We start from the raw sequence: 14410 nt of genomic DNA, 5'->3' as shown, positions 1-14410 counted from the left end.
GCTGGTGAATTTAGCAGATGGCTTTGCGGCAGGTCAATTAAAACAAAACCCCGCAGCCACGAGGCCACGGGGTTTCGAGTGTTACTATGAAAACCTTTGCTTACCGGGTTTTGCCGGTTTGCATCGGATCACCTTTGTAGCCGAGCTGTTTCCAGTCGAGGCGGCCTTCGTCGCCGTGGCAGTCGAGGCAACCGAGGGCTTTCTCTGCCGGGGAAACCATGTGGTTGATCGGCCAGTACATTTCGGTTGCGATGAAGTCGATTTCACCGCTGTAAGGCAGGCCGCTTGATTCCATACCCAGTTTCGAAGCGTTGTCCCAGTCGAAGGTCTTCCAGAATCCACCTTTGCCGAACACTTTCGGAGTGATCAGGATGTTGTTCTTCTTGTCGTAGGGCTGCTTGCCGGTCATGACTTTGAATGGGTAGATTTTCGCACTCTTGTCATTGATGTCACCGTTCGGATCGGTGATTTTAAGGGTTTTGCTCGGATCCAGCTTGTCGCCCATCAGGTAGGCAGCGGCAGTGCCGTTATACCAGGCGTAGCTTGGCTGAACGTTCTGGCCGTAAGTGAAGTGGCCTTTTTTCTTCATGTAGTTCGGGTGGCCGTGCTCGTCCTTGACTGCCTTGATGTCCTGTCCGGCAGTTGACCAGTCCCAGGATGTCTTGGTTGCGTGCTCTTTCGCAAATTCCGGGATGTGGCAGGTCTGGCAGGCGACAGCAGATGCGTGATTGTTGAGAATGCTCTCAGCGTGGGGAGCGGCATCGTGGCAACCCTCACAGCCGATACCGGTCTGGCCGGCAGGAGAAACAGCCATGGCGTTACCGGTGATCTGGTGGTCTTCGGTCACGTGGCAGCTCTGGCAGCTGAAGTTGTTGCCGTCAACATCCATGTGAACGTCAACCTCTTTGCTCGGGTAGTTCATCGAGGAGTCGAGGTCGCCGTGTTTGACGGCATCACCGCCACCGCCGAAGAAGTGACAGGCACCACAGTTTTCACGCTTGGGAGCAGCAACGTTCTTCGCGACGTAGAGCAGATCTACGGTTTCAGCAGGCAGACCAGCGGCAGTTGGGGTTTTCTTGTAAGTGCCGGTGCCGTCGTGGCAGACCAGGCAGTCGACGTTTTCCGGCTTGTTGAAGTCGAAGCTGGCGTCTTTCCAGCCATAACCGATGTGGCAGCTGGTGCAACGTGGCCAGTTGGAGTTGATCGAAACGCAGAAGTTGTTGATGGCGTTGGTTTTGCCGCGGTTGACAGTTTTGCCGTTGATTGTTTGCTCAGTCGACCATGTCCAGTGGCTGGTTTTCATGACGTGGTCAGCGGCATCTTCGTGGCACTCAAGGCATTTGCTGGTGACTTCCTGGCCACTGTTGAGGGGGCCATCGAAATAGTCGCTGTGATCGGCGGCGACCGCCGGGGAAGCGATCAGCATCAGGCTGACCAGCAGAACATAGAGCTGCTTTCTCATTCTCTTTACCTCCGTTTTGTGGTGTTGATAATAACTAATGAGTCAGTCGATGGCGTTTTTTCGACTGACGACTACATTAGTAGAAAGCTGTTACATCTATAACCGTGCGGAGGGTACAGGCGAAACACCGGCAAAACAAGGGACTTGAGCGATAATTATTTTAATATAGACATAAGTGTTTATATGGGTGGTTCTATCTATCTGAAATTGGAGGGATATCCTGAACTCATTAGGGTGGGTTTTTTATGGAAAAAAAAGCCCCGCGAATTCGCGGGGCTTGTTTGGTTAAATAGCTGCGCTGTTGGGGGTTTACTGGTTTTGCTGCTGCCCACTCATCATTGTTGCCATCTGCAGCAATTGTTGCAGATCCATGCCGCTTTCTTTCAGAATACCAAGCAACACGGGGAAAAGCTGCATCATAAAGCCTGGTTCCTTAACGACTTCTTTTGCCAGATCGGGCAGGGTGTCCAGAATGAATGCCTGTTTCTCTTCTTTACTCAAACCCAGCAGGGCTTCCTTGATTTCTTCGGGGGACATCTTGACTCCTCTATTTATTCTGTGGCGGTTAACCGAATGCGATTTTAAAAACTTCTTTGTATTCCTTGACGAAATGAACTTCGATTCCTTCTCTCAGGTAGTCGGGCAGATCATCGTAGTCTTTTTTGTTTTCGTGCGGGAAGATCAGGGCATCGAGTCCGGCACGGCGGGCGGCTATCGTCTTTTCCTTGACACCACCGATCGGCAGCACGGTACCGGTCAGTGAAAGTTCTCCAGTCATCCCAAGCTTTTTACGCACCGGTTTGTTCATGATCATCGACAACAGCGCAGTGGTCATGGTGATGCCGGCAGAAGGGCCGTCCTTCGGTGTTGCTCCGGCGGGAACGTGCAGGTGGATGAAGTGGCTGTCGAAGTAATCTTCCGGGATCTTGTAGTTGTCGAGGTGCCCCATCACGTACGAGTAGGCAATCTCCGAGCTTTCGACCATGACTTTGCCGAGCTGGCCAGTCTGTTTGAAGCCTTTCCCCTTGCTCTTCATCGCCGTCGCTTCGATCTGCAATGTGGCACCACCCATGCTGGTCCAAGCCAGTCCGGTAACCACGCCGGGACAGTCTTTGATCAATTCTTCTTCGTTGAAAATCGGTTTGCCGAGATACTTTTCAATATCTTTCTTGGTGACGTTGACTTTATCTTCGCGGCCTTCAGCAAATTCCATCGCTGCTTTACGCATGATCTTCTTGATCCGGTTTTCCAGGCCACGTACGCCCGCTTCACGGGCATAACGGTCAATGATGTCGGCCAGCGCCGCCTTGTTGATGCCCACCTGCGACTTGTCGAGGCCATGCGCGTCCAGCGCTTTCGGAATGAGGTAACGTTTGGCGATTTCCAGCTTCTCTTCGAGAATGTAGCCGGACAGGCGGATGATCTCCATCCGGTCGAGCAGGGGAGCTGGAATGGTGTCGAGCTGGTTGGCGGTCGCAATAAACAGCACGTTCGACAGGTCGAAAGGCACATCCAGGTAGTGGTCGCGGAAGCTGCCGTTCTGCTCCGGGTCGAGCACTTCCAACAGCGCCGAGGCCGGGTCGCCCTGGAAGGAGGCGCCGATCTTGTCGATCTCGTCGAGCATCAGCACCGGGTTGGCGGTGCCGGCACTCTTCATCGCCTGAATCGCCTTACCCGGCATAGCGCCGATGTAGGTCCGGCGGTGGCCTTTGATCTCTGCCTCGTCGCGCATGCCGCCGACGGAGAAGCGGTAGAACTTACGTTTCAAGGTGTCGGCGATCGACTTGCCGATGGAGGTTTTGCCGACGCCGGGAGGGCCGACCAGGCAAAGGATCGAACCAGAGATGTCGCCTTTCATTTTGCCGACGGCAATAAATTCCAGAATCCGTTCCTTGACGTCGTCCAGCCCGTAATGATCGCGGTTGAGAACACGGCGGGCACGTTTTAGATCGTAGGTATCTTTACTGAACTTGCCCCAGGGCAGAATGGTCAGCCAGTCAAGATAGTTGCGGCTGACGTTGTACTCCGGGGAGGAGGGTTCGATCAGTGAGAGTTTTTCGATCTCCTCGTCGACCGCTTTCTGTGCTTCTTCATTCAGGGTCAGCTTTTTTAGCCGTTCCTGAAATTTTTCGATCTCGGAAACTTTGCCTTCTTTCTCCAAACCCAGCTCTTTTTTGATCGCTTTGAACTGTTCGCGCAGGAAGAATTCACGCTGCTGGGCGGAAATCTTCTCTTCGATACTCTGCGAAATCTTGGTCTGCAGGCGGGAAACTTCAAGTTCTTTTTTCAGTAGCACGAGCACCTTGTCGATGCGGTGGTTGATCTCGAAGGTTTCCAGAACATCCTGTAGTTCATAACCGTCGGCGTTGGTCAGGTTGGCGGCAAAGTCGGTTAGGCGTGCCGGGTCGTCCATGCTGGAGCGGCCGAGGAACAGTTTAATCTCTTCCGAGTAAAGCGGGTTTATCTGCACCAGCTCTTTCAGGGTCGAGATGATCGCCATCGAGTAGGCTTTCAGCTCGGCATCTTCTCCAAGTTCAGGGCCATGGTAGTAGCTGGCGTCAGAGTAGATGATATCGTCAGCTTCATAGACATTGTCGAGGGTGAAACGCTCCAGACTGTTGACCAGTACGTGGGCACTGTCCTCTTCGGTGTGGATCAACTTGAGGATCTTCGCCGCGACTCCGACGGGCTGCAGGTTCTCTGGTGAGTCGTCATCTTCCAACTCTTTCGCCATCACCAATCCGACCGCCTGCGACGGGGTTTCCATCGCCTGCTTGATGGTGTGGACGCGCGATTTACCATTGACGGTCAGCGGAATGATGACGCCGGGAAACGCCGGGCGCGGGCGCAGCGGGATGATCGGCAGTTTTGGTGGCAGCATGTCGCGCGCCAAGACCAGCCCTTCGTCCGGTATGGCGTGAACATCGGCGTCGGTTTCGACTTCGATTTCGTATTCGATGGATTCGTCGTGGTCTTCGAAATTGTCGTGCATTTCAATTACTCCTTGCAGGGGTCGGCAGTGCATTGAGCTCTGCACCTGGCAATCGAGGAGAACATAAAAAATTACATGCGTAAGTGTCAACAAAGACTAGCTGATACATAGGGCTTTTCCAATCAAATTGCAAATTTGTTGCTGATCAATTCAATTTGTTTTTTAAGCGCGTGACCCGCTGGAAGGAGCGTTCGATTTTATCTTCCGAGATGATTCCTTCTGCAACCAGCCGATTTATGGTTGTTTGTGCGCGCTGGACAAGTTTTGGGTCGTAGTCGAGGTTATTGCCGAACAGGAGGATATCGATGTCCGCCTGCAACGCCAGGCGGATGCGGTCTTCGAAACTGTAATGATCCGCGAGGGCTCGCATCTGTAGATCATCAGAGATGATGACGCCCTCGAAGCCGAGTTTCTGCCGCAACAGGCGCTTGATGACCACAGGTGAAAGCGTCGCTGGATACTCTTTGTCGAGATACCGGTTGAATACGTGAGCCGTCATGATGCTGTCTGCGTGGCCACTTTCAATCAGACGGCGGTAGGGGATCAGTTCGCTTTCGTTCCAGAGGGCACTGATGTCGGTGAAGCCGTTATGGCTGTCCTGGTGCGAACTGCCGTGGCCGGGAAAATGCTTCAGGCTGGTGAGGATCCCCTTTTGATGGTGGGCATCAATATAGGCCGCAGCCTGCTTGGCGACCCTTTGCGGATCGGTGGAAAAGCAGCGTTGGTAGCCTGAAATCACCGGGTTGTCCGGGTTGCTGCAGAGATCAACCACTGGAGCCAGGTTCAGATTGATGCCGACCTCAGCCAGCGTCGCCGCCAGTTTTTCCGTCTCCCGCCGGGTAAAATCTGGGTCGTCTTTTTTGCCTAACGCCTTCGCTGAACGGGTCGGCGGAAAGCCGTGGCGCTCTTTCAGGCGAGCGATCTGGCCCCCTTCCTGGTCGATGGCGATCAGCAGTGGTCTCGGCGATGCCTGTTGCAGTTCGGCGATCAGCGCTTTCAGCTGAGACTTCGATTCAATATTGCGGCGCTGGCTCTGCCGGGCGACATCGTAGTCGAACAGGATCACTCCACCGATTTTGCCATCCCGTAGATCAGCAGCAAATTGCGGGTTTTCGTTCAGACTCAGACCGCGGAAACCGACCATCAGCATCTGGCTGATTTTTGTTTGCAGGGGCACATCTTCAGGCTGCGTGTCTGCTACAGCGCTTAACGGCAAAACGAACAATAGCAGGATGATAAATCTGAGCAGAATTGGCATCAGCTGAATCTCCAAAAAGAAAAATCAAAGGCATGTTGCCACCAAGGCACCAATGCACCAAGGACACCAAGAAGACCCTGGTTCTGGTTTTTAAAGCCTAAAAATAACTGGAATCTCTTGGTGAACTTGGTGCCTTGGTGGCTAATATGTTTTCAGGGTTAAAGCACCTTACAAAAGAAGGGTAGTCGTTTTGCCTCTAACTGCAAGGCCTGATTCCGCGTTTCTTTTTCTCCGTCGGTATGGAATAATCCGGCGATATTTTTTATGACGAAAGGTTCCGACATGTCCGAACAGAATCAGCGCGTCTACTTGGTTGACGGCTCTTCTTATATTTACCGCGCCTACTACGCTATCCGCCACCTCTCCAATTCGAAAGGCGAGGCTACCAACGCAGTCTATGGTTTTACCAACATGCTGTTGAATCTGGTGCGGGACGAGAAACCGGACAAGCTGGCGGTGGTGTTTGACGCCAAGGGGCCGACCTTTCGCAAAGAGCTGTACCCTGAATACAAAGCGAATAGAAGCGCCATGCCGGAAGACTTGGTGCCGCAGGTACCGATCATCAAAGAGGTTGTGCGTGCCTTTAATATGCCGGCGCTGGAGCAGGCCGGAGTTGAGGCGGACGATATCATTGCGACTTTGGCAAAACAGTACGCCGATCAGGGGCTTGACGTGGTTGTCGTCACCGGTGACAAGGATTTGATGCAGATTGTCAGTGAGCGCGTCTGCCTGCTCGATACGATGAAAAATAAAATCTCTCGTCGTGATGAAGTGATCGAGCGTTTCGGTGTGCCGCCGGAGCAGGTGCTTGAAGTCCTGGGGCTGGCCGGCGATACCTCAGATAATATTCCGGGGGTGCCGGGGATTGGTGAGAAGACTGCGGCCACCCTGATTCAGGAGTTCGGCAGCATCGACAACCTGCTGCAGAATATCGACCAGGTCAAAGGCAAAAAGCGGCAGGAGAATCTGCGCGAGTTTGGTGAGCAGGCGTTGCTGTCTCGTAAACTGGCCGATCTCCTCTACGATGTCGAGCTGGATGTCAGTCTCGACGATCTGGAATTGGAAGAACCGAACCGTGAAGCTTTGACCGAATTGTTCAAAACGCTGGAATTCCACAAGCTGCTGCAGGAATTCTCCGCCATGGAGCAACAGGAGGAAGCGAGCGGCGACAACTACCAGACCGTTTTGACCGAAGCGGAGCTGGACGAAATGATCGCTAAGCTGCGCGAGGCGGGTCGGTTTGCTTTCGACACAGAGACGACGAGCCTGGTCGCGGTGCAGGCGGAACTGGTCGGCCTGTCATTTGCGGTCGAAGCGGGGCACGGCTGGTATGTTCCGGTTGGGCATATGTATTTGGGGGTACCGGAGCAGTTGCCGAAAGATTTGGTGCTGGAAAAACTGCGGTCGTTGCTGGAAGACCCACAGATCGAAAAAATCGGTCAGAATATCAAGTACGATGCGCTGGTGCTGCGTAACGCCGGGGTCGAACTGCAGGGATGCGCCCTCGATACCATGCTGCTCTCGTACGTTGTTCACCCGGAAGCCAAGTCTCACGGGCTCGACGCGCTTGCCGCCGAGCATCTGAACCATCGAATGATCCCCTACTCAGAGATCTGTGGTACGGGGAAAAAGCAGATCTGCTTCAGCGAAGTCGAAGTAGAAAAGGCGGCTGTCTATGCTGCCGAGGATGCCGATATCACCTGGCGGCTGGCGGAGAAACTCCTGCCGGAGCTGCCGCAGGGCGAACCGGAAAAGCTGCTGCGCGAGGTTGAGATGCCGCTGGTCGATGTGTTGACCCGGATGGAGTGGCGCGGCATCCGTATCGACGCTGACTTTCTTGGCCAACTCTCGACCGAAATGGCGGAGAAGATGAAAGCGCTGGAAGATGAAATCTACGCCCTGGCGGAAGGCCCGTTTAATATCAATTCGCCGAAACAGCTCGGTGAAGTGCTGTTCGAGAAGCTCGGATTACCGAAAGGGAAAAAGACCAAGACCGGCTGGTCGACCAACGTCGAGGTGCTGACCAATCTGGCCGAAGATCACGAGATTGCGGCGAAGATTCTCGAATATCGCTCCCTGAGTAAGTTGAAGGGAACCTACACTGACGCTCTGCCAAAGTTGATCAACCCGAAAAGCGGAAGGATTCACACCAGTTTCAACCAGGCGGTCACCGCTACCGGGCGGCTCTCGTCGAGCGATCCAAACCTGCAGAATATCCCGATACGTACTGCCGAAGGGCGACGCATCCGCGAGGCTTTCATCCCGGAAGAGGGCTGGGCCCTGCTGGCCGCTGACTACTCGCAGGTCGAGCTGAGGGTGATGGCGCACATGGCCGATGTGCCGGCGCTGAAAGAGAGCTTCGCTGCCGGCGAGGATATTCACAAACGTACCGCAAGCGAGATTTTCAATGTCTTCCCGGAGATGGTCGACGCCGAAATGCGACGCCAGGCAAAGACGATCAACTTTGGTGTGCTTTACGGCATGGGGGCCTTCAGTCTTGGGAAAGATCTGGGTATCGGTCGCAATGAAGCGCAACAGTTTATCGATAATTATTTCGAACGCTACCCGGCGGTTAAAGATTACCTGCAGGCGAAAAAAGCCGAAGCCCAGGAACACCAGTACGTTACCACGATCCTCGGACGGCGCTGTGCCATCCCGGAAATCAACAGCAAGAATGGTGCGGTGCGCAGCTACGCCGAACGTAACGCCATCAACTACCCGATTCAAGGCAGCGCCGCTGATATCATCAAGGTGGCGATGGTGAATATCGACAAGCGGTTGCGCGAAGAAAATCTGCAAACCCGTATGCTGCTGCAGGTGCATGACGAATTGGTTTTCGAAGTCCCGCCAGAGGAACTTGAGCAGATGACCGAACTGGTGCGCAGTGAAATGGAAAGTGCCGTGCCGCTCGACCTGCCGCTGAAGGTGGATATTGGGACGGGGAAAAACTGGGCAGAAGCACATTGAAACAATTTAAGACTTTTAAACCTCATTGAGCTGTGCTAATCTCCGTTTTTGTGATTTGAAGTGCTTTTTTCGGTGAATTGGGGGAGAATCGATTTCGTTCTCAACTTGCTGAAATTACAGCTTGAAAAATCCGATATCGACAGAAATGTCGGGTGATGTCTATTGGATTTTACAAATTTTACGAGTAGGTTCGACTCAAAACAACGAAGCGCACAGCGCGGAAAGGGAATGATGATGAAAAAGATTATGCTGATTATGCTGCTTGTTGCTTTTACCGTGACTTCTGCCTTGGCAGTAGACGGAGGCAACCCACGCAAAGGCAAGTACCTGTTCAAGAAAAACTGCAAGTCCTGCCACACTGAAGGTGCCGAGGGCGGTGCTGTCACTCCGCTGTCGAAGACCATGGCTCAGTGGGACAAGTTTTTTGAAGACAACAAGCATCCGGGCGATGCTTGGAGTAACTTTGGTGAGCAGGATCTGCTCGATATCAACCAGTTCCTGTTTGACCATGCCGTTGACTCGGATCAGCCGGAGACTTGTGGTTAATCACAATTTTCAATAGGTTGTAAAACAGGCTTCGTCGTTCTCGGCGAAGCCTGTTTTGTTTTTTCTGGGAAAAGTTTTCTTCTTTTGTTAGTTTGAAAAAACTTATTTTGAGTTCTCAGCCATGTGGGGGGGCGCTATGGTCTGGTACGGAATTCACAAAACCGGTATTCCGGACATCGATCTGGAACACGCCAATATCGACACCTATCTAGAACTTGCTCGTAAGAGCGGCATGGACGAAACGGTCTTTAATAACCTGATAAGAGCTTTGACCCTGCACTTCGAGCACGAAGAAAGTCTTTGCCGCGATCTGAAACTTAATTTCACCGATGAACATCGAGCCGAACACCAGCGCTTGGCGCATCTTCTGAAGCTGCTGCCTTATGATGAAAAGAATCCAAAGGAACACCTGGAGTTTTTCAAGCAGATGCTGATCAGCCATATTTCGGACTTTGATCGCTACATCAACAAAGCCCCTGATTGATACTTTCAATAGCCGATTTTAAAGTCGAAAGCCCCGCATTCCAGTTGGAGTGCGGGGCTTTTTGTCCGGGTTCTGGCAAGCGTTATCTGGGGAGATGCTGCAGGGTCATGTCGGCCATCGCCTCGACAGGCAATCGGCCGTTGTTCAGAACCAGGTGGTACAGCTTCGGATCGCTGATGTCACTTTCGGTAAAGCGGTAGAGAAACTCTTTTCTCTGCTGTTGATATTGCTCAATGTGCTCGGTGGCTTCTTTCTGGGTCAGATCGTAGCTTTCCATGATTTTTTTCACCCGGAACTCGTGAGAGGCAACCAGTCGAACATGGGTGCAGTTCGGCATGTCCTGGGTCGCCATGACGGCGCCATGGCCAACGAAAATACAGTGTCCGCGTTTGGCGAAGGAACGGATAACCGGCTTCATATGCTGGAAAATTTCGGTTTCTTCGGCCAGGTGCTTATCGAGAAACATGGAGAAGACAGCTTTGACGGTCGGGTGTACGTCCTGCGCTTTTTCGATCTGTTCCACGCTGTATCCGGAGAGCTTGGAGACTTCTTTCAGCAGTTTTTTGCCAACGATAATCCAGGGCAGGTTGTGGTTTTCGGCGTTCAGTTTTGCGGCCAAAGCTTCAGCCAACGGGTAGGCCTGGCAACCGAACTCCCGGGCAATGGTCAGGCAAGGGGCGTTTTTTTGTGTTGAGCTCATCGTTTGTGCCCGATGCCAGCAGTGCAGCTTCGACTCAAGCTGGGGAGTCCAATAGTCCATGTTCGCCATAGGGTCTGCCTCCTTTAGCAAAGATAAAGAGTCTTGTGGCTTATGCCTTGGGAGAGGTTGCGATATATTTTAACCGATATAGGATTTATTTCATGAAGTAGGTTGAAAAAATATTGGATTCGACTGAAAATTGTTGCAGGGTTTTGTTCGGCCCCAAGAGTTGCCTGCCAGGGAGGGAGCGCTATAATTTGATCCGTCACTAACTTTACGGAGACGATTTTATGCAGGAAGCGATGCTCTACTCGCAACTTGATGCCGACCGGGTGCGCTGTCGACTTTGCTCGCACCATTGCACTTTAACAGATGGGCAGTTGGGAGTTTGCGGTGTCCGGGAAAATCGGGACGGGCGCTTGTATTCGCTGGTTTACGGACGCTCGGTGGCGACGAATGTCGATCCGATTGAAAAAAAGCCGTTGTTTCACCTGCAGCCGGGGAGCAAGTCTTTTTCTCTGGCAACGGTCGGTTGCAATTTCCGTTGTCGTCATTGCCAAAACTGGCAAATCGCCCAGTACCCACAGCTGCAACCGGGTGAGATTCCAGGGCAGGCGCTCAGCCCGAAGACTATCGTCGACCAGGCAATGGCTGCTGGTTGCGCTTCTATTGCTTATACCTACACCGAACCGACCATCTTTTACGAGTACGCATTTGACACGGCAAAATTGGCCAACACTGCCGGAATTAAAAATATTTTTGTCAGTAACGGCTATACCAGTGGCGAAGCTTTGCGGACGATAGCTCCTTTCCTGGATGCCGCTAATATCGACCTAAAATCGTTCAGCGATGATTTCTATCGAAAAGTCTGCGGTGCGAGGCTGCAGCCAGTGCTCGATACGATCAGACTTTATCGTCAACTCGGCATCTGGATCGAGGTGACCACCCTGATTATCCCCGGCTATAACGATGGTGATGAAGAGTTGCGGCAGATCGCTGAGTTTATCTGCAGTGTTGGTGAAGATATCCCCTGGCATGTCTCTGCGTTTTATCCGACCCACAAGCTGCTTGATGCCCCACGAACTCCAGCGAAAACCCTGCAACGAGCACGACAGATCGGTTTTGACGCCGGGCTGCGCTATGTTTATCAAGGCAATATCCCTGGTGAAGGCGGAGAGAACAGCTATTGCCACGCCTGTGGTGAATTGCTGATTGAACGTTACGGCTTCAGCATCCAGGAGAACAGGCTGAAGGATGGCCGCTGTTCCTGTGGAGCAGTATTTTCAGGGGTGAGCTGCTGAAAATTTCTTTTTTCCGTATACCTGCTTTAACTTCCGGGCTGGAAGAGTAAACTAAGCGTACAAAATTTTGTCGCCTATTAGGTGAAAAACAATCCGAATAGCAAGAGAGCCTTTATGAATAGAAAACGTTTTGTGAAAAGTAATCTTTGCCCCGAGTTGACCGATATCCCTCCCCTGGGTCTCGATAGCACGACATTGGCGCGCGCCTTTCGTCATTACTACACCAACCATCTCGGTCGAGATAAAAGCTGCAACCTGCTGCACTACGCCTATGAAGCCCTGGCGCTGGTGGTGCGTGACCGCTTGATGGAACGCTGGAAGAAAACCCGCTACGCTTATGATGACAGTGATTGTAAGCGGGCCTATTACCTGTCTCTCGAGTTCCTGATGGGACGCTCCCTCGGTAATTCGATTCTTAACCTCGGGCTGGATGATGAGGTTGCTGAGGCGATGAACCGCATCTGTCTGGATTATGAAGAACTGGCAGATACCGAACAGGATGCCGGCCTCGGTAACGGTGGCCTCGGCCGCCTGGCGGCATGCTTTCTGGATAGTTGCGCGACCTTGCAGCTGCCGGTTATGGGTTACGGGATCCGTTACGAGTACGGCATGTTCCGCCAGCGGATTCAGGATGGGTTCCAGATTGAAGAGCCGGATCACTGGCTCGGCGCCGAGAATCGCTGGGAGATCGAAAGACCCGAGTATACCCAGCGGATAAAGTTTGGTGGGCGCAGCGAATTCTACGCTGATCACGATGGCACCATGCGCTGTCGCTGGGTTGATAGTCGTGATGTGCTGGCTTTCCCCTATGACGTACCGATCCCCGGCTACCGGAACGGTACGGTGAATACGCTGCGATTGTGGAAAGCGCGCGCAACAGCCGATTTCGATCTTGGTGAATTCAATGCCGGTGACTACCCAGGTTCGGTTGCGGCAAAGAACGAAGCGGAAAAGATCACCATGGTGCTCTACCCGAACGATGCCAGCGAAAACGGCAAAGATCTGCGTTTACGACAGCAGTATTTCCTCGCTTCGGCCAGTTTGCAGGATATCCTTGAGCGCTGGCAGACGATCAACGAAGGTGATTTGAGCGATTTTGCCGAAAAGAACTGTTTTCAGCTCAACGATACCCACCCAAGCTGTGCTGTCGCCGAACTGATGCGACTCCTGCTGGATGAACACAAGTTTGGCTGGGACGAAGCCTGGCAGGTGGTCAGCAATACCATGGCTTACACCAATCACACCCTGTTGCCGGAGGCATTGGAAAAGTGGCCTGTTCGGTTGTTCGAACAGCTGTTGCCGCGCCTGCTTGATATCATCTACGAGATCAACGCCCGCTTCCTGAAAGAGGTCGCAGCGCGCTGGCCAGGGGATATGGAGCGGCAGCGGCGAATGTCGATTATCGAAGAAGGTCCCGAGCCGATGGTGCGCATGGCCTACCTGGCGATCGTCGGGAGTTTCTCGGTGAACGGTGTTGCCGAGTTGCACTCGAAACTGCTGCAGGAGGGCCTGTTCCGCGACTTTTACGAGATGTGGCCGGAAAAATTCAATAACAAGACCAACGGTGTCACCCAGAGACGCTGGTTGTCCTGGTGCAACAAGGGGCTGGGAAGCTTGATCAGCGACAGCATCGGCGAAGAGTGGGTGACCGATCTGGGTCAGCTCAGACAGCTGAAAAATCTGGTCGATGACCAAGCCTTCCAGAAGCGTTGGCAGGAGGTGAAATTCGACAACAAGCAGCGGCTGGCGACCTTGGTCGAAGCTGAGTGCGGCGTGCTTTTTAACCCGGACGCCATGTTCGATGTGCAGGTCAAACGGATTCATGAGTATAAGCGTCAGTTGCTCAATATCCTGCATGTGATTCACCTCTACGATCGCATCAAGCGAGGAGAGGCTGAAAACTGGACAGCGCGCTGTGTTTTGATCGGCGGTAAGGCTGCGCCCGGCTATGCCATGGCCAAGCTGATCGTCAAGTTGATCAACAACGTCGCCCGGGTGGTCAACAACGACCCGGAAGTCGGTGATAAACTCAAGGTCGCATTCCTGCCGAACTACCGGGTGTCAGCGATGGAGGTGATCGCCCCCGGCACTGATCTGTCAGAACAGATTTCCACTGCTGGCAAAGAAGCGTCCGGCACCGGCAACATGAAGTTTATGATGAACGGCGCCCTGACCATCGGCACCCTCGACGGTGCGAACATCGAAATTCGCGAAGAGGTGGGCGAGGAAAACTTCTTCCTCTTTGGATTGACCGCAGCGGAGGTTGCAGAAACTCGCCGTCATTACGATCCGCATGCAATAATTGAGGCGGACGAAAACCTGTCGCGGGTTATGCATCTGCTGCAGAGCGGTCACTTCTGCCAGTTCGAAGCCGGGATTTTCGATCCCATAATCGGCGCCATCCAGAACCCCTTCGATCCATGGCTGGTGGCAGCCGATTTTGCCGATTATGTGAAAATGCATGAAATCGCAGCTGTTGCTTACCGCGACAAAAAGAATTGGACGCGGATGAGTATTCTCAACACCGCCGGCAGCGGCAAATTTTCCACTGATCGCACGATGCTCGAGTACAATCGGGATATCTGGGGTCTGCAGAAAGTTCCCGCCCATCCGGTTGGCGAGGCAAAAACCGATCCTGCCCGCGCGTTAAACGGCACCAGAGATCACGAATAATCCTGTTATTCACCAGGTAAAAAAGCT

Annotated in this window: 10 protein-coding genes; 5 read left to right on the top strand and 5 right to left on the bottom strand. The window is 53.0% G+C overall.

Features of this window, described 5'->3' with window-relative positions; all coding sequences use genetic code 11:
• Nucleotides 1-100: 100 nt before the first annotated feature.
• The 4 genes from BUB13_RS05375 to BUB13_RS05360 all read right to left on the bottom strand — a co-directional run bounded on the left by BUB13_RS05375 (nt 101) and on the right by BUB13_RS05360 (nt 5712).
• The gene (locus BUB13_RS05375; protein ID WP_072906459.1) at nt 101-1462 is read right to left on the bottom strand and encodes a tetrathionate reductase family octaheme c-type cytochrome; all 1362 of its coding nucleotides are present in this window, start codon (nt 1460-1462) and stop codon (nt 101-103) included.
• Between the two features lie 309 nt (nt 1463-1771).
• Entirely contained in the window at nt 1772-1999 is a 228-nt protein-coding gene (locus BUB13_RS05370; protein ID WP_072906458.1) for a hypothetical protein, read from the bottom strand.
• 28 nt (nt 2000-2027) lie between these two features.
• Entirely contained in the window at nt 2028-4454 is a 2427-nt protein-coding gene (lon, locus tag BUB13_RS05365; protein WP_072906457.1) for an endopeptidase La, read from the bottom strand.
• 145 nt (nt 4455-4599) lie between these two features.
• Nucleotides 4600-5712, bottom strand: a complete 1113-nt coding sequence (locus BUB13_RS05360; protein ID WP_072906455.1) for a glycoside hydrolase family 3 protein — start codon at nt 5710-5712, stop codon at nt 4600-4602.
• 282 nt (nt 5713-5994) lie between these two features.
• Here BUB13_RS05360 and polA point away from each other — a divergent pair, with 282 nt between their 5' ends.
• The 3 genes from polA to BUB13_RS05345 all read left to right on the top strand — a co-directional run bounded on the left by polA (nt 5995) and on the right by BUB13_RS05345 (nt 9709).
• Nucleotides 5995-8679: a DNA polymerase I gene (gene polA / locus BUB13_RS05355; RefSeq protein WP_072907082.1), complete on the top strand. Its 2685-nt coding sequence runs from the start codon at nt 5995-5997 to the stop codon at nt 8677-8679.
• 231 nt (nt 8680-8910) lie between these two features.
• The gene (locus BUB13_RS05350) at nt 8911-9225 is read left to right on the top strand and encodes a c-type cytochrome (RefSeq protein ID WP_072907080.1); all 315 of its coding nucleotides are present in this window, start codon (nt 8911-8913) and stop codon (nt 9223-9225) included.
• A gap of 136 nt (nt 9226-9361) precedes the next feature.
• Nucleotides 9362-9709, top strand: coding sequence for a hemerythrin domain-containing protein (locus BUB13_RS05345; protein ID WP_072906453.1), 348 nt, complete (start codon nt 9362-9364; stop codon nt 9707-9709).
• Nucleotides 9710-9791: 82 nt separating this feature from the next.
• Here BUB13_RS05345 and BUB13_RS05340 read toward each other — a convergent pair whose 3' ends face one another.
• Complete coding sequence (locus BUB13_RS05340) at nt 9792-10478, bottom strand: cytidylate kinase-like family protein (protein WP_072906451.1); 687 nt, start codon at nt 10476-10478, stop codon at nt 9792-9794.
• A gap of 221 nt (nt 10479-10699) precedes the next feature.
• On the opposite strand from BUB13_RS05340, the gene amrS reads away from it, so the two are divergent.
• Both amrS and BUB13_RS05330 read left to right on the top strand, forming a co-directional pair.
• Nucleotides 10700-11710 carry an AmmeMemoRadiSam system radical SAM enzyme gene (gene amrS / locus BUB13_RS05335; RefSeq protein WP_072906449.1) on the top strand — a complete coding sequence of 337 codons (1011 nt, stop codon included), beginning with the start codon at nt 10700-10702 and terminating at the stop codon, nt 11708-11710.
• 114 nt (nt 11711-11824) lie between these two features.
• Nucleotides 11825-14383, top strand: coding sequence for a glycogen/starch/alpha-glucan phosphorylase (locus BUB13_RS05330; RefSeq protein WP_072906447.1), 2559 nt, complete (start codon nt 11825-11827; stop codon nt 14381-14383).
• Nucleotides 14384-14410: the final 27 nt, after the last annotated feature.

It is taken from the genome of Malonomonas rubra DSM 5091, from assembly GCF_900142125.1.
In the GTDB taxonomy this organism is placed as follows: Bacteria; Desulfobacterota; Desulfuromonadia; order Desulfuromonadales; family Geopsychrobacteraceae; genus Malonomonas; species Malonomonas rubra.
The sequence above is the reverse complement of the archived record's forward strand: the minus strand, read 5'-3'. Positions and strand labels throughout refer to the sequence as shown.